The organism is Paraflavitalea pollutisoli, from assembly GCF_029360705.1.
Lineage (GTDB): Bacteria > Bacteroidota > Bacteroidia > Chitinophagales > Chitinophagaceae > Paraflavitalea > Paraflavitalea pollutisoli.
In genome coordinates, this window is sequence record NZ_JARKMX010000006.1 from 107,139 (window position 1) to 129,020 (window position 21,882).

Sequence of the window (21,882 nt, forward strand, 5' to 3'; positions counted from 1 at the left end):
ATTGAAACACTTATTATGAAGAATTTCCTGGACGAACATTTTCTGTTGCATAGCAAAACAGCCCAGAAGCTGTACCATGACTATGCGAAGAATATGCCCATCATCGACTACCATTGTCACCTGCCCCAGCAACAGATCGCAGAAAACAAGCAGTTTGAGAACCTGACGCAGATCTGGTTGTACGGCGATCACTATAAGTGGCGTGCGATGCGTACCAATGGTGCCGACGAAAAGTATTGCACCGGTAATGCCTCCGATTATGAGAAGTTTGAGAAGTGGGCAGAAACAGTTCCCTATACATTACGCAATCCCCTATATCATTGGACGCACCTCGAGTTGCAACGGTATTTTGGCATCGATAAAGTGCTCAACCCCGATACCGCCAGGGAGATCTATGAAGAGTGTACCGCCAAGCTGCAAACACCCGATTTCGGTGTGCGCAACTTGCTTCGTAAAATGGACGTGCGCCTGGTGTGTACTACCGACGATCCGGTCGATAACCTGGAGTACCACGCGCAACTGCAGGCCGAGCGTTTTGAAATACCCATCCTGCCAGCCTGGAGACCCGACGCAGCGATGAATGTAGACCATACTGCCAATTTCAATAAGTATGTAGCCCGCGTAGAGAAAGCTGGCAATGTATCGGTCGGTTCTTACAGCGACTACCTCACAGCCCTGAAGAAACGCCATGATTTCTTCGCAGCCCATGGTTGTAATGTATCGGACCACGGCCTTGAAGAGATTTACGCAGAAGATTATACAGATTCCGAGATCAACGCCATCTTCGACAAGATCCGCAGTGGCAAAGACCTCGACCTCACAGAACGCAGAAAGTTCAAATCGGCCATGCTGGTTGTATTTGCCGAGTGGGATTGGGAGCGTGGTTGGGTGCAGCAGTACCACCTCGGTGCGTTGCGCAACAACAATAGCCGTATGTTGAGTCAGCTGGGACCTGACACAGGCTGGGACTCGATCGGTGACTTCCCCCAGGGAAGATCGCTGTCGAAATTCCTCAACAGGCTCGATACGGATGACAAGCTCACCAAGACCATCCTCTACAACCTCAATCCCGCCGACAACGAACTGATGGCTACGATGATCGGTAACTATAACGATGGTTCAGCAGCGGGTAAGATCCAGTGGGGTTCGGGCTGGTGGTTCCTCGATCAGAAAGACGGTATGACCAAACAGATCAATACGCTTTCTAATATGGGATTATTGAGCCGTTTTGTGGGTATGCTCACCGACTCAAGAAGTTTCCTGTCATATCCCCGCCATGAGTATTTCCGTCGTATCTTGTGCAACCTGTTTGGTGAAGAGATCGAAAACGGTGAACTGCCCAATGACATCCCCTGGGTAGGCAAAGTGATACAGGACATTTGTTTCCACAATGCCAAGAATTACTTCAACTGGCAGTATGTAGAGAAACAATCGATCATCACGGAAAAAAATATTCTAAAAAGCGGTAAATCACATCATGGCAATTCTGGATCACTTTAGTCTGAAAGGAAAAACAGCACTCGTAACAGGTTGTAACAAAGGCATCGGAAAAGGAATGGCACTGGGCCTGGCAGAAGCCGGCGCTGATATCATCGGTGTATCGGGTTCACTCGAGCTCAGTGGCAGCGATATCGAAAAGCAGGTAACAGCCCTCGGTCGTACGTTCAAAGCCTACCAGGCCGATCTCTCCGATCGCAACAGCCTGAATGCCTTCATCACAAAAGTAAAAGCAGAAAACCCCACGATCGACATACTGGTCAATAATGCAGGCACGATCATGCGTAAGCCGGCAGCCGAACATCCCGATGAATATTGGGATAAGGTCATGTCAATCAACCTCGACGCACCATTTATCCTGGCCCGCGAGATCGGCCGCGACATGGTAGAGCGGGGTAGTGGTAAGATCATCTTCACCTGTTCATTGCTCACCTTCCAGGGAGGTATCAATGTACCCTCCTATGCAGCCAGCAAAGGCGCGCTGGGTAGTCTGATCAAAGCACTGGCCAACGAATGGGCAGCCAAAGGCGTGAACGTGAATGGCGTAGCACCTGGATACATCGCAACGGATAATACGGAAGCATTGCGCGCCGATCCCGTTCGCAGCAAGTCCATCCTGGATCGCATTCCCGCAGGTCGCTGGGGTGATCCGGAAGATTTCAAAGGCGCTGTGGTGTTCCTGGCTTCAGAAGCATCCAGCTATGTGAATGGAACCATCCTCACCGTAGATGGTGGCTGGATGGGCCGCTAAGCGCAGCAAGAACAACTCGTACAACGTATAATAAACTCGAATAGGATCATGGAGATAAGATTTCAGAATAGTCCGAAGGAAACCAGCCGCATGAATACCGCGGAACTGCGGGAGAATTTTCACATTCCCGGCCTCATGCAGGATGACCAGATCAAATTGGTATACTCGCATTACGATCGCGTGATCGTAGGCGGGGCAAAACCCGTTGCCAAAGCAGTGGAGTTACCCAATCATCCGGAACTTCGGGCCGATTATTTTTTAGAACGCCGCGAGTTGGGCATTATCAACGTGGGTGGTGACGGTGTCGTAGAAGCGGATGGCGAAAAGTTTTCCCTGCGCAAACTCGACTGTCTTTACCTCGGTAAAGGCGTTAAGAAAGTAAGCTTCACCAGCAACGATGCGAAAGCGCCTGCTGTGTATTATCTCCTGTCTTCTCCGGCTCATGCTCCCTATCCTACGCGTAAGTTGACGCGGGAAGAAGCATCTCCCACAGAAATGGGAGATCAAACTACCGCCAATCGCCGTACGATCTATAAGTACATTCATGCCGACGGCATTCAGAGCGCACAGCTTGTGATGGGCCTCACCGTTTTGAGCAGTGGCAGTGTCTGGAACACCATGCCTGCGCACGTACACACCCGTCGCATGGAAGCGTACTTCTATTTCGATGTGCAGGAAAACCACCGGGTGTTTCACTTTATGGGTGAGCCCACCGAGACAAGACACCTGCTCATCGCCAATCATGAAGCGATCGTGTCGCCGCCCTGGTCCATCCATTCCGGTTGTGGTACCGCCGCTTACTCCTTCATCTGGGGTATGGCCGGTGAAAACTACACCTATACGGATATGGATGCTGTAGCCATTGCCGACATCCGCTAATCGACAACAAATACACTGCTATCATATTTCAGCGAAGCACACATGAAAGGAACCGTATTTTGTTTTGGAGAACTCCTGCTGCGCATGTCGCCCGTACTGAACCGGGAATGGATCAGAACGAACAGCATGCCGGTCTATATCGGAGGTGCCGAACTGAATGTTGCCACGGCACTGGCACGCTGGGGATTGCCCACGCAATACAGCACCGCCTTGCCCGACAACTACCTCTCCAAAGAGATCTGCGACGAGATCAATACCAAGAAGATCGATACGTCTACCGTCAACTTCTCCGGAAGCAGGGTAGGGGTCTACTACCTGCCACAGGGAGCCGATCTTAAAAATGCGGGCGTGATCTATGACCGCGCTTACTCTTCCTTTGGTTCGTTACAGCCTGGCATGATCGATTGGGACGAGGTATTGAAAGATGCCACCTGGTTCCATTTCAGTGCGATCAGCCCTGCCTTGAATGAGAATGTAGTAGCCGTATGCAAAGAGGGAGCAGCAGCAGCGGCCGCCAAAGGCATTACGGTCTCTATCGACCTCAATTACCGGGCAAAGCTGTGGCAATACGGCAAGAAGCCGGTGGAGATCATGCCGGAACTGGCGCCCTATTGCGACGTGATCATGGGTAATATCTGGGCGGCCAATAGTCTGCTCGGCATTCCTGTAGATCCCAACATACACATCGAGAACAAGAAAGAAGAACTGTTGCAACACGCGATCACGACTTCTGAAACAATACAAAAACAATATCCCAAGTGCAAGGTGGTGGCCAATACCTTCCGCTTTGATCAGGGCGATGGTGGCATCCTGTATTATGCAGCCCTCTATACCGGAGGAAAACTGTACCATAGTGCGGAGCTCACGGCGGCTAAGATCATCGACAAGGTAGGTAGTGGAGACTGTTTCATGGCTGGACTCATCTACGGACTGTACAATGAACAGCCTGCCCAGCAGGTGATCGATGTGGCAGCGCAGGCGGCTTTCGGCAAGCTCATGGAAAAGGGCGATGCTACCAACCAGGAAATGTCTGCCATCCTGGCACAACTCAAGAAATAACCAACATGAACGCGATCATTACCAAAATAGCGGAACAGGGCGTATTGCCACTCTACTTTCATCCAGATGCTACCGTGAGCGTAGAAGTGCTGAAGGCCTTGTATGCAGCAGGTATCCGGGCGGTAGAGTATACCAACAGAGGGGAAGAAGCCCTGGAGAATTTCAAATTGCTGAAAGATACCCGCGACCAGGAGTTGCCCGAAATGCTCTTGGGTATTGGCACCATCAAACGCAAGAAAGAAGCCAAGGCCTTTATCAAAGCGGGGGCCGATTTCATTATAGCGCCAGGCATCATCGAAGAAGTGGCCGAGGCCGTACACAAAGAAGAAATGCTGTGGATACCGGGTTGTATGACCCCTTCCGAGATCATCCGTGCCGAAGAAGCCGGCGCTAAAATGGTGAAACTGTTTCCCGGCAACCTGCTCGGACCTGGCTTCGTAAGCGCCATCAAAGAACTGTTTCCCGGCATCAGCTTCATGCCCACCGGTGGCGTAGAGGTAAGCAAAGAGAACCTGGCCGGTTGGTTCAAATCGGGGGTAGTAGCCGTCGGTATGGGCAGCAAACTCATCACCAAAGAGATTCTGGAAAAGAAAGACTACGCAACATTGGTGAGCAAAACCCAGGAAGCCATTGCCTTGGTAAACGAAGTACGGGGAAAATAAAGCAGCCGTATGCTGCAGGCTGTAATGGCGGCAGACAACGGTTGACATTGCCCCGCCCATTATAAACCCGACCATCAACAAAAAATAACGATCATGCACCAAGCCATAGGCAAATACAGGTGGACAATTTGCGGCCTGTTATTCTTCGCTACCACGGTCAACTACCTCGACCGACAGGTATTGAGTCTCCTGCAACCAAGATTGGAGGAACTGTTTAGCTGGTCGAGCAGCGACTATGCGAATATTGCAGCCGTCTTTCAGTTTACCTACGCCATCTTCATGTTATTTGCCGGCCGCATCATCGACAAGCTGGGCACCAAAAAAGGGTATGCCTGGGCCATCGTGATCTGGTCGATTGGTGCGATCATTCACTCGCAGGCTGAGCCCATCGGTAAAACCGTAGGTGCCCTCGTAGGTGCTGCCGGTGCTTTCTCTGTGATCGGATTCATGGTATGTCGCGCGGTACTGGCATTGGGCGAAGCGGGTAACTTCCCCGCTGCGATCAAAGCGACTGCTGATTATTTTCCCAAAAAAGAACGTTCACTCGCTACCGGGATCTTTAACTCCGGTGCGAATGTAGGAGCGATATTGGCACCGCTTACTGTACCCTGGATCGCAGATCATTGGGGATGGGGCGCTGCGTTTGAGATCATTGGTGCGATTGGATTCATCTGGTTGCTCTTCTGGTGGTTGTTCTATGAAAAACCCGAGAAGCAAAAAAGACTGTCTGCTGCTGAGCTGGCCTATATTAAATCGGATGATGAAGAAAAGACAGCTACACCTGCTGTAGACGGCAAAGAAAAAGTGTCCTGGTTCAAATTGTTGACGTACCGTCAGACCTGGGCATTTGCGATTGGTAAATTCTCTACGGATGGTATCTGGTGGTTCTTCCTGTTCTGGTTGCCAGCTTACCTAAAAGCACAATACGGCATGACCGGTGATGCCATTCAAATACCACTGGCTGTATGTTACACGTTCGCCATGATTGGTAGTATCTCCGGTGGTTGGTTCCCGATGTACTTTATGAAGAAGGGCTACCAGGCGTATGATGGTCGTATGCGCGCCATGTTGTTGATCGCCATCTTCCCGCTGGCGGTATTGGCAGCACAGCCGCTGGGGTATATTAGTTTCTGGGTGCCGGTGTTCTTTATCGGTATCGGTACAGGTGCACACCAGGCCTGGAGTGCCAATATTTTTACAACGGTATCCGACATGTTCCCCAAGAAAGCAGTGGGTTCGGTAGTAGGTATCGGTGGTATGGCCGGCGGCTTGGGTGGTGTACTCGTTACCAAGATCGGTGGCTGGTTGTTTGATGCCTATGGTTCTACCGGTGTGGCCAATTCCTGGGCCGCCGCCAGGGCAGCAGGCTTGGGCGAGTATGTGGACAAAGTGCAATCCATGAGCTTGGTAACGAAGTTTGGTGATGCAGTCGATATCAAGGTAAAAGCGTTGACCAATATTTCAAAAGACGTGGTAGAGCAGATCAAGGCGGTTGATCCGACGGCATTTGCCAAAGTGCTCGAGATTCAAAAGCCGCTGGTGCAAGCCGAAATGGGCACCGCTTATACGATAATGTTTACGATCTGTGCATTGGCTTATCTCTTCGCCTGGTTCATCATGAAGAGTCTTGTTCCCAAATACAAACCGATTACTGACCTGTAAGCACAGGTATAGATACAAAATAGCAAAAGGGCTGACCGGCAATGGTCAGCCCTTTTGCTTGAAACAGGGGTACAGTAACTAGAATTTGACGATTGCGTGTTCCCAATTCACCGCCTGTTGTAGCCAGGAATAACTTGTATTGTAAGGCTTGTAATCGTACATTTGAATGCCAACCTGGCAGCATTTTTGCGCTTTATTAGAATCGACCAGCTCCACCACCAATGAGCCTAATTGCCACAAAAACTGGAATTAAGTTCAGTTTTTAGAAACTGATAGCCAGATAATAGCTCTCCAATAGCGCCCTCCGTCCAAACTAACACACCTTTATCGAGACCTTATAGAGACCTTATAGGGACCTTATAGAGACCTTATGGAGACCCGAGCAGTAAGTAAGCCCATATCAGACCAATACCAGACCCTGATCAGGTACTGGTCTGGCCCTGGTCAACAAATGGTCATTAGACAGGACATCCTCTTCAGCTGCCACTCCGGCAGTGTCATCCACGCCATCATCTACTTACTTCGACACCACCTTCAGGCCCACGATCGAGCCGATCAGCAGGAAGATGAACAACATACGCCAGAAATCGGCGGGTTCTTTATACAAAGCAATACCCATGATCACGGTACCCACCGCGCCGATACCCGTCCACACAGCGTAAGCCGTACCGATCGGGATGGACTGGATAGCTTTATTGAGCAGCAGAAAACTCAGCGTAATACAGAGAAAAAAGGCGCCTGACCATTTCCAGTTGGTGAAGTTGTTCGACAACTTCAAACAGGTCGTAAAGCCCACCTCAAATAAACCCGCAATGATTAGAATGATCCATGCCATAACCTTCCGATTTAGTCCGCAAAGCTCGGTGGAAGGGAGGACCTATTTTTTAACCTATGTTAAAAAAGGAAAGCGCAGGCTACCGCAATTCCGCACGTATGCGGCTGAGTGTCACCTGCGATACGCCCAGGTAAGAGGCGATATGGCCCAACTGCACCCGCTGGATCAGCGCGGGATTGGTCTCCAGCAGGTTTTTATATCGCTCGATGGCAGATTGAAATTGAAGGCCAATAAAGCAGGATTCCGTTTTGATCAGCTCATGTTCCGCCAACCGTCGTCCCCAATTGGCCAGCTCGATCTGCGTATCAAACAGCTGACGGATCGCTTTGTAGGAAATACTGTACAGCAACGAATCTTCCAGCAACTCTACCGATTCATAGCCCGGCTTATCCGCCACATAACTATTGTAGGAGAAGAAAACATCCCCCTCGGCCCCAAACCAGAAAGTGATCTCCCGCTCATCGCGGTAACAAAAGGCACGGGCGATGCCTCGCTCGATGAAATACATCTTGTGCTCTACACGGCCCTCCCTGAGCAGCACGTGGTTTTTAGGATGCGATTCCTCCGTCAGCAGTGCCGTAAAATCTTGCAGCAGGTCCTCCGGCAACGCATACAACTGTTGAATATGGGCAATGATGTTCTTCAGGGTGCTGGCCATTTAATAGCTGCAAATTAGTACAATCGCAGATATGGCAAGCCGGTCAACCGATCGGTCAGCAAATCTAAGCAGTAACACCAGACAGTCTATCCCGCTATTTCTTTTTCATCGCCCACTGAATGCCACCAAGCAGGTGCTGCAGGTACAGGGTGTCTGTGGTAAACGACTCCGGGGTATGTCCGAGCTCGGTATAAAACGCCCGGCCGCCATCAAACTCATGGTACCAGGCCATGGGATGCTTCGTGCCCATGCGTGGGCCGGTATACGAGGTCTCGTCGATGGTGATCAACACCTGTACACTGTCCGATAGCCATTTGAAATTATACCACTCGTCTTTCCGTGTCCAGCGGGCAGGAAGGTGTTTGGTCGAGATATGTTTGTTGTCCACCACATCCAGCGAGGCTTCCTGGGTAGCCGGATGGCTTTTGAAATAGGCGCCCACCAGTCGGCCATACCAGGGCCAGTCATATTCCGTATCGGTAGCGGCATGTACACCTACAAAACCTCCCCCAGAACGGATGTACTGCTCAAAGGCAGCCTGTTGTGCCTCATCGAGGATGTTACCGGTCGTATTCAGGAAGATCACTGCCTTGTATTGTTTCAGGTTGGCCGTATTGAAAACATTGGCATCCGTACTGGTGTCTACCCCAAACTTGTTTTCCTGTCCCAGCTTGATCACCGCGGCCTTGCCCTCTTCAATAGAGTTGTGGTGAAAGCCAGCAGTCTTGCAAAACACGAGGACCTTATTCTTTTGGGCTTGGGAAAAGGAGGTTACAAACAGCAGGCTGATCAATAAGCAGCAGGATAAACGAAGCATATGGCGCATGGTTACAGGATCATTTGGTGAGGCTATGAAGCTAACGCAAAACCGTCAGCCGTCCGGTAGCCAACCGCATTTATTTTTCGGTTGATACAAAACACCCAACAGCAAACGGGCTCCCCTGCGAATATTTTTTCCGGTCAGCCACCACCCCGGTGCCGGTACGAAATTTTTTTCATGCCTGCCTTTCTCTCAATAGCTTGAAATACAATGCCTTTTTCAACTGGCACCCCGTTGGATATAGTTCTGGCATCAGCCGGAAAGACAAAAACCGGAACAACACATTCTTCATTTTAAAACACTATGTTATGCACAATCTTGATCGCACTACCAATGAGTATGAATTCAACAATGAATTCGAATATGAAGGAGAAGGAGAATTCGAGTTTGAATTCGAGGGAGAAGGAGAATTCGAATTTGAAGGAGAACTGGAAGGCGAAGCACTTGAACTGGAACTGGCCACTGAGTTACTCGAAGTGACCAATGAATACGAACTGGAACAATTCCTCGGCAACGTATTCAAGAAGATCGGCCGTGGCGTATCCAGCTTCGCCAAATCCCCCATCGGCAAAGGATTGTTGGGAGGTCTCAAATCCATCGCCAAGAAAGCATTACCCATCGCTGGTGGAGCCCTGGGCAATCTTGTTGCACCTGGTGTTGGTGGTATGATCGGTAACAAGCTCGGCAGTTTTGCTTCCAGCATGTTTGAAATGGAGCTCGAAGGCCTCAGCAATGAAGACCGCGAATTTGAAGTGGCCCGTCGTTTCGTACGCTTTGCGTCGGATGCTACCCGCCGTGCGACGTCTGCCGCCGCTGCTGGTGCACCACCCAGAGCAGCTGTAGGAAGCGCCCTCAAGCAAGCCGCTTACAACCATGCACCCGGTCTGTTGCGCAAACGTCGTGGTGGTGGCCGATACGGCGCACGCTCCATGGGCAGACGCGGTTATGGTGGCGGTGGCTACGACAATGGCGGTGCAGAAGGAGCTACTGGCACCTGGGTACGTGATGGCAACAACATCATCGTGTACGGCGCCTGATTACCGCAGGTCAAAACCATTCACCACACCTTAAAACTGATCTACATGAGCAGCTTATATGAATATGAGTTCAACAATGAATTCGAATACGAAGGAGAAGGGGAACTCAACGAACTCTTATCGGTCTCCAACGAGGGCGAGTTCGAAAACTTCCTCGGTAACATCTTCAATGCCGCCAAACGGCTCTACAATTCACCGCAAGGGCAGGCCGTCAAGAAGGACTTCGTGGCCGGCGCCAAAAGCTTCGGTAAGAAAATGCTGCCCAGTGTGGGGCGCAACCTGGGATCTTATATCGGTGGCAATACCGGCGGTAAGGTAGGTGGCGCACTTGCCAATGCAGCCAGCAACTGGCTCTTTGGAGAAGTAGGAGAATTGGAGGCTGTCGACTACCTGCGCGTGGTTAAAAAGGCCGCCAAATACCTCAACAAAGCCATCGCCGAAGGTGCCAGTGGCGAGCCTCGCCAGTTGGTCACACAGGCCATCAACCAGGCAGCAAGGCCCATACTTTCCAAACGCCGCTCTCGCGGAGGATATAGCCGCATTTCATCCAAAAACAAGGGAACATGGTTCAGACAAGGCAATCAGCTGGTCCTGCAGAACGCGATCTGAAATACCGGCGCTTCCTCATCAACGAAGCACAGGGATTACTGACCCGGCTCACGCAGATGCAGCCCTTCGAGTTCTCCATGCCCATGGTCATGGCAGCAGCCATACCTAACCAGGCACAAAAGAACATCTTCGAGCTGATGCGCGCCGGCAAAGACCTCCTCGCTACCAAGGTCAGGAAGTTCATCGACAGGATGGAGCAACCGCACAAGATGAATGTGGAGAAATGCCAGGCGGCCTATGCAGTACTCAAGCTCCAGTTCAATGCCCTGCTCGATCAGTTCGACATCTTCGCCGATGTCGTCAGTCAGCGGGGGGAGAACGAAACCGGCATTTGGGTAGCAGGGTTGGATGTATTCGCTAAAGATGCCCTGCGCATGAACCGCTTCCTGCTCGAAGCACCGCCGATGATCTGTTACCTCGACAGAGGCCACGGAGCCGCCATCCGGCGCGCCCGCACCAGGTTGCCCGGCGGTGATGAAAATCCGGTAGCCGTCATACGCATCCCACGCGAACGCATGGTCGCCAACGGCATCGGTTCATCACTCGTGCATGAAGTAGGTCACCAGGGATCGGCCTTGCTCGACCTCATTCCATCGCTGAAGCCAGTACTCGATGAGCGGGAAAAGCACGACCAACCGCGCAGCAACGCCTGGCGGCTACTCAATCGGTGGATTTCCGAAATACTGTCCGACTTCTGGTCGGTATCCTTCCTCGGCATCAGTGCCACCACCGGCCTTATGAGTGTCGTTAGTCTGCCTAAGTATTTCGTGTTTCGCGCCGTCGATAACGATCCGCATCCCTTTCCCTGGATACGCGTCAAGATCAGCCTCGCCTTCGGCAAACAGGTATATCCCGAAGACCAGTGGCACCGGCTCGAACAGTTATGGGAATCGATGTATCCGAAGACAGGACTGAAGCAGGAAGCGCTCGACATGATCGCAACGCTCGAAGCAACGCTCGCAGATTTTGCCAAACTCGTCGTGGACCACCAACCACGCAAGCTAAAGGGGAAGAGGATCGGTGACATTTTTCCCTATGCAGATCGCGATCCCGGTCAACTGCGCGCCTTGTTCAGGCAATGGAAGCTCGAACAGGAAACCATGAAAACACAAAGACCCTCGCTCGTCTTTGCCGTGATAGGACAGGCCAGGGCCGATAACGTGATCACGCCATTCACAGAAAACCGCGTATTGACCAATATGCTGCGTCATTGGGCCCTGGTCAATAGCTGAGGCAATAACATTTTTGAAATCAAAAATCAAACAACATGGGTACCATAAATTACGAGAACCCGATCTTCAATAAGACGGGCAACCTCTCCTTCGGCATCGGACACGTCAATGAGTCCAGGTTCATGGATGTGGGCAAGGTGCTCAACAACCCCAACAGCCGGCTCGTTAAAGTAGGGGACCTCATTTACCTGACATTACAATTCTTTGTCGATGATGTGAGCGCAACCCTCACCGGCCAGCAGATTCCTTCCTTCTTTGTATTTTATTCACCGGCAGATGATAAGGTACTCAACGTGAAGTACCTGTTCGATGCAGCCAGCCCCATCGTGGTAGAGCCCGATCAATCACAGATGGTACAGCTGGAATGCCTGCTTGATCTCTCTGACCTGGCTTCCGGTGAAAAGGTCATCCAGATGCGTGGATACGACAAAAACACCGGCACGCTGCGCGAGGTATTGATCGAAGAGTCTGATCCATTTTATGTACAGCAGTCGATTACCGAATGGATGCAGCCCAATATCGCCAACCAGGGTATATCGACAGATGATCCCAGTAATACACGCGACCGCATCAACAATCCTTCTTATTTTCCCGTAGGCTTGCAGCCCGTCAATCCCATCCTCACCAAAGACGTGAAGTTGTGGCAGGCCATCCGGGATGCTACCGAGGCCCTATCGTTCCGCAACTACCAGGACTACATGAACGTGATCTTTTGCGGGGAAGACGTGCCCATCGAGAATACCGGTTTATTCCAGGCCGAACTGAAACGTCTGCGCCGGCGCCGTAAACTGCCTTTCAACGATACCGACGCTTATCGTTCCATCAAGATCGCGACAGAAGCCTTCGTGATGGTCAACCTCGCCAACAGTACCGGCGACCTGTCTGGATATCTGGAATCTGTATCCGATTCCTCCGGTGAAGTGCTGCAGATTATTCCTTACCTGGCCATCATCCGCAACAAGCTAAGTGATATCGATTTCAAATCGACCAGCTTCGACGATGCGATGAGCAACTTCATCAATCCCGCCAATGGCAAAGTGGCCGATACTTGTTATGGTATCATTGCCGAAAGGATACAACAACCCATCTACCTCGAATTGATCTGGAGTTACTGGCACGAAGAAAGTATGATGGTACAGGGCGTCAATACTATTGCCCGCCGCTTCCAGAACATCAAGGGAGATGGTCCGGTCGATCCGCTGGCCAACCTCGAAGTAGGGCCATTACGTCCGCTCAGCAACCTCATGTGGGGGTACATCCAGGACGAGCAACACCGCCTCACCGTTCGCCGCCGGGCTTATGAATACGATCATCACTATGGCATCACCCTGCAAGGGAAAGCTGTTACCAATATGCGTACGGCCGATAGCCGCAGCAAGTTTATCGAGGCCTTCCATACCTTGCTCAACTTAAGTATGAAGTTCTATCGCCAGTACGACGATACCACCGTGGTGGCCGATGGCTTCCCCATCATGAATGCACTCAAAGAAGTACACATGATCCTCAGTGAAGGCGCCCACAACCAGTATGGCGACCTGCCCTCTACCACGCGCATAGAAATGCTGATGCAGCAATACCTGTTGGCAAGGCCCGAGTTCCGGGAATTTCTGCCCACGCGTCAAATGGTGCCCTATCCAGAAGCTTGGATGGATCGTGCCGCAGTGCTCAATCAACTGCATGGCTGGACCAAGACCAGCGTACTGCATTTCCGAGACCTGGGTGTATTTGGCGAGCAGATCCTGTTGTCCATCCGTTTCGGTGCCTGGAGTACCGTCTTCAACCGCGATCAGGCAGCCAACTGGGCCATCTTCTGGCGGCCGCAGATACAGAACTACATGCACGCCTACCGCGCTGTAACAGGTGTAGACCTTACCCGCGACGACAGTACGGCCATCGACGCACAACAACCCTCCACGCATTTGCTGCGCAGACTGAAAGAACAAAACACCCGGATGAGAATATGATGGATTTTACTTCATCGCTCTACCTTGGAATGAAACATAGTAGTAAAGAACTGGATGGCTGGTCCTCACTTACCACGGGCAGGCCGGCCATCCTGGGCGAGGTGAGGATTGCCAGGCAGGTCGGCAAAGAGATAGCCGCCTTGCAGGGATTGGAAAAAGGACTCGTATCCCCCTCTACCTTGCACCTTTACTACGACCTGTTCGATTGGCTCTGCCACCAGCCGGTACGGGTATACATCGATGAGAAAGTATACCCGGTTTCAAGATATGGCATCGAAAAACTCCTGCTGCGAAAAATACCAGTCAGTTATTTCCGGCACATGGACGCGCAGCACCTGGCCAGGCAGATGGCCTCGCAAACAGTGTCCGGCGCCAGACCGGTGATCATCACCGATGGCTGGTGCCCCGCCTGCGGTAGGCCCGCACCAGTACAGCAATATGCAGCCCTGGTAAAACCCCACAAAGGCTGGGTGGTAGTAGACGATACACAGGCCGTCGGCGTACTGGGAAAAGGAAAGCAGGCAGGAATGCCCTTGGGCTTGGGAGGTGGTGGTTTGCTGCAGTGGTTACCCGCTCCGGCAGATCAGGTGATGACAATCGTTTCCCTGGCCAAAGGGTTGGGGGTGCCCATGGCCGTGATCAGTGGAAATAGACGCACCATCGAGGATTTTGCCGCCAACAGCCGCACCAGGATTAATTCCAGTCCGGTGAGCATGGCACACCTGCAAGCGGCATTGAATGCCCTACGCATCAATCGGCAGGAAGGGGAAGACCGGCGGGCCAGCCTGAGTAGAAACATTCGGCTACTGCGATCCTCCCTGCACAACGCCGGTATAGCCGTTCAGGGCAGCTTATTTCCGGTACAGACGATCGAGGCAGGCAACAGGCAGCAAACCGTGGCTTTATGGGAAGCCCTTTCCCGCGAAAAGATCAAAACGGTGATGGTCACGCCGCACTGGCAACAGGATCCTGCCCTTTCGGTCATTCTGCGCAGTGATCAGTCTGCCCGTGACATGCACAAACTGGCCAACGCCATTATCCGACACCATACATACAATAAACCTATTGAACATGGCAACTTACTTACAGGAGATTTTGGGCGAACAGGAAACAGCCGAAGTAGCGCCCGTCGCCAGGCCGGGTCATAAAAGCCCCTGCAGCTGCAATGAATGCAAACAGAGCAAGAGCTCCGGACACCAGAACTGGCGCGAACGACGCAACCAGCGTTATTTTGGTACGCCGGTGAAATGCAGCGTATCGCCACAGCAGGAATTGGAAGAAGAACAGTTCCTGGGCCCCGTACTCGGCAATGCAGTCAGGATTGCCGGTAGCCTGGCCAACGCAGCGCGTAAGCATACAGGTCCGGCTAAGATGTTGGCAGCATTGCCCGGGAACGTCACCAAATCGCCGGTCATCAGTGTCGGCAAAAGACAGCGCGATGCTTTGTTGCAGCACTGGACACAGAAGTTACAGCGTGCCCGGAGTGCAGCCGTGAAGCAGAAATACCAGCAGTACATCGATACGATCAGAAAACGGCAGCGGCCCAGCTGGCACCAATCTGAGAAAGACCTGCAAGCCCTGTTCAAGGCACAAGGTATGCCCGGGCAACAGGTGTTTCTAAATAACCAACCAACAAAAATGATCCAGCGGCCCGGGCAAAGACCCATACCGCCGCGGGGTAGTGTAGTGCCAGACATCAATCCGGCCGATGCGATGATCGAAGTGAAAAACTACAACATCAATAACCAGGATGCCCTGATCCGCACCTTGCAACAGCAGATAGGTCGTCGCATGCAACAAGGCCCCAAGGGGCCCACGGGCAATCCGCTCGACCAGAAGATCGCCCTCGATATGCGCGGACAGAAAGCCACGTACGATCAATTGATAGAGCTGGCGAAGAAGGTGGCCAACAGCACCGGCCTGGCGCCGGAGAATGTGCAGGTCGTTACCTGGGAGATTGGAATGTAATAGACAATAAACCACATCGTCATGTTCATCATCGATGCCCATTGTCATGCCGGTAAAGGCGACGGCCTCACCGGCCCCTGGGACACCAGCGCGCCTTTGAAGAACTTCCTGCGTTGGTCGGCCGAAGCCGGCATACAAAGAACCAATCTCTTTGCGGCTTTTCATTCCGACTATGCCAGGGCCAACCGGGCAGTGGCAGCCATCGTCAACAAGCAACCCGACAGGTTTTATGGATTTGCCTTCGTACACGCCGTGAATGACCGCGGACGTGTGTTTGAACTGGTGCGAACTGCTGTTACACAATATGGCTTCTGCGGAATAAAAGTACACCGGCACGATGCCCGCATCTCCCGCGAGATCTGTGAGGCGGCGCGTTATTTCGCAGCGCCGGTATTGTATGATCCTACAGGAGAAGTATCGGTAGTCGAACTGTTGGCGACCGAATACCCGGATGTCAATTTCATCATCCCGCACTTATCCAGCTTCTCCGATGATTGGCGGGCGCAGATAGCGTTGATCCCTTTGCTGGAGCGTCACTCCAATATTTATACCGACACCTCCGGCGTGCGGCGCTATGACCTGCTGGAGATGGCCTTTAAAAGGGCGGGAGCACATAAGATCATTTTTGGAACAGATGGTCCCTGGCTGCACCCGGCCGTGGAATTGAAGAAAGTAATGGTACTTACCAACAACAAAGCCGACCTGCAACGCATGCTGGCCGGCAATTTTCTGCGCCTCACGGAGAAGGTGCGCAACAAAGAATATGAAACGGCAGGCCGTCCCAGGCCTACAGCCAATAAAGCCACAGAACCGATGGCCTACGAATACCGTGATCCCTGGCTTGTTGCGCCTTAAGTATTCGCACAATCCACACATATCCGGTTGCAGCACACCGCAACTGGTACCCGGCAGTATACCCACGAAATATAACCAGGGTGACTGGCCTTCCCCTCACTCCCCATTCCGCTTCCGCATATATTGCAAGGTCCTCACTTCTACATTCAGCCTTCTGGCAGCCAGCTTCAGGTTGCCACCACAATCTTCCAGTGCGATCTCCATGGCCAGTTTCGCCACATCGTTTTTGATCTTCAACAGGTCTTTGCCGCTGGCAATGGCCAGGCGGATGGATTGCTGCATACTTTGTTGCTGCTGGTTCCAGGCCTGCTTCAGGTCGTTGATGTCCGGCAGTTCGTCTTCTGGAATATCACCCATACTGATAAAACCTTCCCCGCAATAACGCATGGCAATCCGCGCTACCAGTTGCTTCAATTCCCGCACATTGCCGGGGTAGTTACGGCTCACCAGGTAATTCATCACCGTATTGTCGATGGCGGGCGCCACCACTACTTTTAATTCTTGCCGCAGAAAGAAACGCACCAGCTCCGGAATATCTTCCCGACGCTCCCGCAGCGGCGGTAAGGTCAATACGGTAGAGGCCAACCTGAAATAGAGGTCTTCCCGGAAGTGCCCGCGCTCGATCTCTTCTTTGAGGTTGCGATTGGTGGCGCAGACCAGCCGGAAACGGGTTTTGTTCCAGATATTGCTACCCACCCGCTTAAAAGTTCCTTCCTGTATCACACGCAGCAGCCCCGCTTGTAATGCCATCGGTAGCTCACCCAGCTCATCGAGAAACAAAGAGCCTTTGTCAGCCAGGGCAAAAGCCCCATCACGCGCATAGATCGCATTGGTAAAAGCACCTTTGTCGTGCCCGTAAAACTCGCTGCCCGATAACTCGGGAACGATGGTGGTACAGTCCAGCAGCACCAGCTCGCCCTTGTCCTGGCGGGGATCCAGTGTATGAATAAGACCGGCAGTCATCTCTTTGCCAGTACCCGATTCCCCCATTAGCAACACATGGTGACTGGTAAACACAGCAGCTTCCACCACACGTGTCAGGAACTTCTTCCAGACGCAACTCTCGCCAATCATCGCCTCCTGTACGATCCTGGAGTGAACCAGTTCCTGCAGCACCTTCCACCTTTTCAGGCGCGAGCACAGAAAACCTGTCACCCCTTCATCTGCTTTCCAGGCAATGACATCGGCAGCGCCCGCATGCAGCAATTGCCATTTCTGTAGGTCGGGCAAAGCCTGGTTGATAGCCAGTACGATCACCTTGCAGCCGCTTTGACAGGCAACCTGCAGTTGATCAGCCAGTGCTTCAAAAGCACATTTCTCCTGCCAGCATAAAATAATGCCCAGGCATCCCACACATGGCTCCTCCTGGCAGTCGAAGTCTTTTGCTGCAAGGGCATGACGAATAAAGGCCAACTCCGGATGATCCGGTTGACCAGTATGTTGCACACATACCGATAGGTTCTCCATGACGAAGCGATTGATGCTCGTTAATAGTTGTTACTTCAGGTAGGTGCCTTCAGTCGGCAAAATGGTGATGGCAGGGAAAATTCAAGTCATGATCTGTCATGGCATGGCGGGCTCAACAGATGCCCCCAAAGTTAGATCATCAACAGGCGGTGATAGTAGGCGGCAGGAAAGTGCGGGAAGAGATATCAGCTAAGGACATGGATGGAAATACTCATAGCGATAGTTGTTTTTAAAGGTTGGCTATAAAGGTAACGGCTCCACTAAACGCCAGCAATACCACATTGTGGTAGTTTTGAACACCGGATTGCGGTGCTGGAGGGCGTTTGGTGGAGCCGTTGGATTAATATAAAGATCAGGTAGTTGCAGGAGCTGTATGATAAACAATAGGTTGTTCGTCATGCGTAAAAGAAGGTAGAGGTCGATACTCCGAAATGGTCAGTCCCTCATGCAGGGGAAGTAAGAAAGTGGTCGCCCAGCCATGGTGCTCCAGTACCGACACATTATCGCTACTTACAATCAGGTTATTACTCACGCTACCGAAAAACAGGAAAGGCTCGGTAGTATAAGTAATGGATACCTGGTGTTGTCGTTTGTTGGCGAGGTCGGAATCGACGAGGGCAAATTCATATTGCGAAAAGGTGATAGCGACCTTACCCAGTGTATCTGATATACCAGGTACTATCTGGTTCAACTGTCGGATATACAAGCCAACGGCAAACCCCACCTTATAATGCAAAGAGTTGGCTTTGGGGTCATGGGCGATGATATCCTGCAGCCGCGTAAACTGGTTGTCTTTATTATAGCGCTGCGCCTGCATCAACAATTCGGCATAGCTGTCTTCAAAAACGGCTTGTTCAAATACGCTGCGCGCCCTGTGATCGATCAGCTGTCGATAGGTAAGGCGGATAGAAGCTGGATACATAAGTATAAGTTGAGAACCAGCCGGGCCGCCTGTTTGGTTCCGGCTCTCTGTAGTGTGATATATCTCCGCGGCCCGGCAGGCTCGGTTAAGCTTTTACGTAAATGGTGTGTACGAGGTTATAGCCACCCGTAGTACTGTTGGCAGTCACGGTCGCCAGTTCATTGTCCAGCGAATCCTGGATAATGTTGTCACCGGCATTGGTGATGGAGTTTTGTCCGTGGGCCGAATACAGGCTGGTTTTGTAAACAGCCGTATTGATGGCATCGGGGAAAGCGATCTGCGTAGTCAGCTTCAGCGAAGTGCCCACATAGATCTGTGCATGGACATGGGTAACACGGCCCGTGTACCAACCCGGATAAATACTGGTAAACTTTACCTGTCCCTGGCTATCGGTATATTGGAGGCCACGGCAGAAAACTGCTTCGGAATTGTTTTGCGTGCCCAGGTAACCCGAATTGGAATAGCCAGAATAATAACCGTCTTTATCGCAGTGCCAGACGTCGACGCGGGCATTTGCCAATACATTACAGCTGTCATTCACGTTGCGGACGGTGATCGTCATATCGAGCGGTAAACCGGTTTTGCCATCGGTGATATCCACCCGGTTGATGGCCGATCCACGGCTATTGTACAAAGGGTAGGGGCCATCGGTTTCGGTATCGGTGACTGCACAATCACCCGAAGCCGAGCTATAGCTGGCTCCGTCATCATCACCGCTGCCTTTTTTGCACGCGTTGATGATCAATGGCATCGCCGTACTGCCCACGATCAGGTGTCTGAGGAAGTTTTTTCTGGACTGCTCCATAAATGAAAGATTTTGTTAGCAAGAAGATTGTAACAGCAAATCTTATCAATTATCCGGAGCAGGGAAACTTTGATAGATCACCCTGCCTTATGTATCGGTGAATCCTGCAAAGGCCCGCCAGTACTGCTTTTGCGGGTTGTTTTGTTGTGAATGCTTTAACAGCCAGAGGCTTCTTTAAGACTGCTTCTTCCATTCATTGATGAAAGAAGTATAGCTGTCGCTGACCGGCAATTCGGCGCCGGAAGTCATGGTGACCTTTCTGTTGAGAATGGACTTTACCTTGTCGACCGCTACAATATAGCTTCGGTGAATACGCTTGAATTTAGAAGAAGGTAGTTTCTCCAGCACGCCCTTTAGGGTCATCAGCGTCAGCACCGGTTTGTCGTTCACCCGGTGTATCCTGATATAATCTTCGAGGCTTTCGATCGATTCTATATCCTGTAGGTTGATCTTCATCATCCTGTATTCGGAGTAGATGAACAGGCTTTCTTCCTGCTCGTACCGTGGTTTACTTTTGTATTCGTGAAACTCGATCGCCTTTTGTACCGCCCGCGCGAAACGTTCCGATGCGATGGGCTTCAGTAAATAGTCTACAGCATCAAGTTCAAACCCTTCATGGGCAAACTTCTTATAGGCCGTCGTGAAAATGATCAGCGGCCGTTCCTGCAGCGAACGTACCAGGTCCAGCCCCGTAATATCGGGCATATTGATATCGATGAACAGCAGGTCTACCGGCTGCTGCCGTAAGTATTCGGCCCCACTGATGGCATCATCAAAGGTTTGCAGCAATTGAAGGCCGGGAAACTGAGCAATGTATTCCCGGATCAGCGCCAGTGCCGGCGGCTCGTCGTCGATAGCGATACATCTTAAAGCCATAATAACTACAATGCGTGGTTAAGTGTCTAATTCCAATACTACCGTAAAAAGGTTGTTTTCGGTGGAAATGTTTAACGAATGCCGGTTGGGGTAGAGATGTTCCAGTCGCTGCTGGGTATTGGTAATGCCGATGCCGGTTCTTTCTGTTTGCTTCCGCGGAAAGAGGGCATTGCTGCAGTGGAAATAGATATGCCGGCCATCCACTTTGATGGTGATGTCGATCGTCGAAGTATGATGACTGCTGATGCCGTATTTGAAAGCATTTTCTACGAATGTCATCAGTACGAGCGGCGGGATCGACAGTGTTTCAGTAGGCCCTTCCACGTTTAAGGATACCACCGTTTTTTGTCCCAGCCGCAATTGTTGCAGGGCGATAAAGTCACGGATACAATCGATCTCGTCTTGCAAAGACACCAGGTCCATCGCCGACTCGTCAGTGATATACCGCAGAATATTCGACAGCTTCATAATGCTGGCAGCTGTATGCTCACTGTTAGTCACCGCCAGCGAGTAAATATTGTTGAGGGTATTGAAGAGAAAATGAGGATTGATCTGTGCTTTGAGGAACGACAGCTCAGCCTGCGCTTTGTCGGCCACGGCCTGTGCACGGTCAGCTTCTGCCTGCAGGGCCCGCTTCTCTGTCATACGCCAGCGCCACGTGCTTTGCAAGGCAATGCCCAACGACAGGGCCAGCAGAAAAAGAAAGATACTGACCACATCGAAGGGGCGGCGCCGCGGTCCGCGGCCAGGCATCGGCCCGCGTTCACCCATATTGGGAGGCGGTTTGAAAGCCCGATCCTGCGATGGCGACCGGGTGCCGGGCTCGAATCCCTGCGAGCCGGATCCCTCGCGACCCTGCCAGGTAGCCGAATCTGCCCACTTGCGTTCTCTGGCTTCCATGCCTGGCCGACGGAATTCTTCCTTCCACTTGTCTTTTCCCGATAGCTGAAAGAAGAGACTGTCGAACGGACGCAGGAAATAGACGCTTGCCAGCATCACCAGCAGGATGCTGAAATACCAGGCATATTTCTTTTTCAGGTACAGCAACGGGTACAGCACGTATGTATGCAGGTAAAACACGCAGACATAGGTGCCGAACAGCAGCCAATACCACCCGGTACTGATGGTAGATAGCGCGCGGTCATTGCCCGAATGACCGGCAATAAAGAGAAACGGCAGGCTTAGAAAGATAAGCCACCCGATTATATGCGATACGATGGTGGGCGTTTTGACGCGGTACATAGGCAAATAAACGATAATAAATGTACAGAAACCGCCGTGTACCGGCGTATGGGCCGTATGTATGGGTAAAAAGACCAGGGGC

Annotated in this window: 21 protein-coding genes; 13 read left to right on the forward strand and 8 right to left on the reverse strand. The window is 51.8% G+C overall.

The features are described from left to right. Positions 1-15: 15 nt before the first annotated feature. From uxaC to P2W70_RS13595, 6 genes are all read left to right on the forward strand, one after another. A complete protein-coding gene (uxaC, locus tag P2W70_RS13570; RefSeq protein ID WP_276482016.1) occupies positions 16-1,500 on the forward strand; it encodes a glucuronate isomerase in 1,485 nt (494 codons plus the stop codon). Then, the gene (locus P2W70_RS13575; RefSeq protein ID WP_276482123.1) at positions 1,484-2,248 is read left to right on the forward strand and encodes an SDR family oxidoreductase; all 765 of its coding nucleotides are present in this window, start codon (positions 1,484-1,486) and stop codon (positions 2,246-2,248) included. Before uxaC ends, P2W70_RS13575 begins: the two co-directional genes overlap by 17 nt. 48 nt (positions 2,249-2,296) lie before the next feature. Then, positions 2,297-3,127 (forward strand): 5-dehydro-4-deoxy-D-glucuronate isomerase, encoded by an 831-nt coding sequence (kduI, locus tag P2W70_RS13580; RefSeq protein ID WP_276482017.1) that lies wholly within the window; start codon positions 2,297-2,299, stop codon positions 3,125-3,127. Between the two features lie 42 nt (positions 3,128-3,169). Next, positions 3,170-4,186, forward strand: a complete 1,017-nt coding sequence (locus P2W70_RS13585) for a sugar kinase (RefSeq protein ID WP_276482018.1) — start codon at positions 3,170-3,172, stop codon at positions 4,184-4,186. A 5-nt stretch (positions 4,187-4,191) separates the two neighbouring features. Then, entirely contained in the window at positions 4,192-4,848 is a 657-nt protein-coding gene (locus P2W70_RS13590) for a beta/alpha barrel domain-containing protein (RefSeq protein WP_276482019.1), read from the forward strand. Between the two features lie 93 nt (positions 4,849-4,941). Further along, positions 4,942-6,510: an MFS transporter gene (locus P2W70_RS13595; protein ID WP_276482020.1), complete on the forward strand. Its 1,569-nt coding sequence runs from the start codon at positions 4,942-4,944 to the stop codon at positions 6,508-6,510. A gap of 517 nt (positions 6,511-7,027) precedes the next feature. Here P2W70_RS13595 and P2W70_RS13600 read toward each other — a convergent pair. From P2W70_RS13600 to P2W70_RS13610, 3 genes are all read right to left on the reverse strand, one after another. Continuing rightward, a complete protein-coding gene (locus tag P2W70_RS13600; protein WP_276482021.1) occupies positions 7,028-7,345 on the reverse strand; it encodes a DMT family transporter in 318 nt (105 codons plus the stop codon). Positions 7,346-7,424: 79 nt separating this feature from the next. Then, the gene (locus tag P2W70_RS13605; protein WP_276482022.1) at positions 7,425-8,003 is read right to left on the reverse strand and encodes a Crp/Fnr family transcriptional regulator; all 579 of its coding nucleotides are present in this window, start codon (positions 8,001-8,003) and stop codon (positions 7,425-7,427) included. 94 nt (positions 8,004-8,097) lie between these two features. Next, a complete protein-coding gene (locus tag P2W70_RS13610) occupies positions 8,098-8,820 on the reverse strand; it encodes a ThuA domain-containing protein (protein ID WP_276482023.1) in 723 nt (240 codons plus the stop codon). A gap of 311 nt (positions 8,821-9,131) precedes the next feature. Between P2W70_RS13610 and P2W70_RS13615 the strand changes: the two genes are divergently transcribed. Genes P2W70_RS13615 through P2W70_RS13645 form a run of 7 tightly spaced genes read left to right on the forward strand, consistent with a single transcriptional unit; the run spans position 9,132 to position 16,488 of the window. Continuing rightward, positions 9,132-9,860, forward strand: coding sequence for a hypothetical protein (locus tag P2W70_RS13615; protein WP_276482024.1), 729 nt, complete (start codon positions 9,132-9,134; stop codon positions 9,858-9,860). A 45-nt stretch (positions 9,861-9,905) separates the two neighbouring features. Continuing rightward, complete coding sequence (locus P2W70_RS13620) at positions 9,906-10,469, forward strand: hypothetical protein (protein ID WP_276482025.1); 564 nt, start codon at positions 9,906-9,908, stop codon at positions 10,467-10,469. Beyond that, positions 10,424-11,701: a hypothetical protein gene (locus P2W70_RS13625; protein ID WP_276482026.1), complete on the forward strand. Its 1,278-nt coding sequence runs from the start codon at positions 10,424-10,426 to the stop codon at positions 11,699-11,701. The genes P2W70_RS13620 and P2W70_RS13625 overlap by 46 nt, the downstream gene beginning before the upstream one ends. Before the next feature lie 35 nt (positions 11,702-11,736). Beyond that, entirely contained in the window at positions 11,737-13,665 is a 1,929-nt protein-coding gene (locus tag P2W70_RS13630; protein WP_276482027.1) for a hypothetical protein, read from the forward strand. A gap of 29 nt (positions 13,666-13,694) precedes the next feature. Beyond that, entirely contained in the window at positions 13,695-14,813 is a 1,119-nt protein-coding gene (locus P2W70_RS13635; protein WP_276482028.1) for an aminotransferase class I/II-fold pyridoxal phosphate-dependent enzyme, read from the forward strand. Then, positions 14,737-15,633 carry a hypothetical protein gene (locus tag P2W70_RS13640; protein WP_276482029.1) on the forward strand — a complete coding sequence of 299 codons (897 nt, stop codon included), beginning with the start codon at positions 14,737-14,739 and terminating at the stop codon, positions 15,631-15,633. The genes P2W70_RS13635 and P2W70_RS13640 overlap by 77 nt, the downstream gene beginning before the upstream one ends. A 21-nt stretch (positions 15,634-15,654) precedes the next feature. Continuing rightward, the gene (locus P2W70_RS13645) at positions 15,655-16,488 is read left to right on the forward strand and encodes an amidohydrolase family protein (RefSeq protein WP_276482030.1); all 834 of its coding nucleotides are present in this window, start codon (positions 15,655-15,657) and stop codon (positions 16,486-16,488) included. A 96-nt stretch (positions 16,489-16,584) separates the two neighbouring features. Here the strand turns inward: P2W70_RS13645 and P2W70_RS13650 are convergent, their stop codons facing one another. The 5 genes from P2W70_RS13650 to P2W70_RS13670 all read right to left on the reverse strand — a co-directional run bounded on the left by P2W70_RS13650 (position 16,585) and on the right by P2W70_RS13670 (position 21,800). Beyond that, positions 16,585-17,955 carry a sigma 54-interacting transcriptional regulator gene (locus P2W70_RS13650; RefSeq protein WP_276482031.1) on the reverse strand — a complete coding sequence of 457 codons (1,371 nt, stop codon included), beginning with the start codon at positions 17,953-17,955 and terminating at the stop codon, positions 16,585-16,587. A gap of 352 nt (positions 17,956-18,307) precedes the next feature. Then, positions 18,308-18,877 (reverse strand): hypothetical protein, encoded by a 570-nt coding sequence (locus P2W70_RS13655; RefSeq protein WP_276482032.1) that lies wholly within the window; start codon positions 18,875-18,877, stop codon positions 18,308-18,310. Between the two features lie 85 nt (positions 18,878-18,962). Beyond that, positions 18,963-19,682, reverse strand: a complete 720-nt coding sequence (locus tag P2W70_RS13660; RefSeq protein ID WP_276482033.1) for a dioxygenase family protein — start codon at positions 19,680-19,682, stop codon at positions 18,963-18,965. Between the two features lie 174 nt (positions 19,683-19,856). Beyond that, a complete protein-coding gene (locus P2W70_RS13665) occupies positions 19,857-20,558 on the reverse strand; it encodes a LytR/AlgR family response regulator transcription factor (RefSeq protein WP_276482034.1) in 702 nt (233 codons plus the stop codon). An 18-nt stretch (positions 20,559-20,576) separates the two neighbouring features. Continuing rightward, entirely contained in the window at positions 20,577-21,800 is a 1,224-nt protein-coding gene (locus tag P2W70_RS13670; protein WP_276482035.1) for a sensor histidine kinase, read from the reverse strand. Positions 21,801-21,882 lie beyond the last annotated feature (82 nt).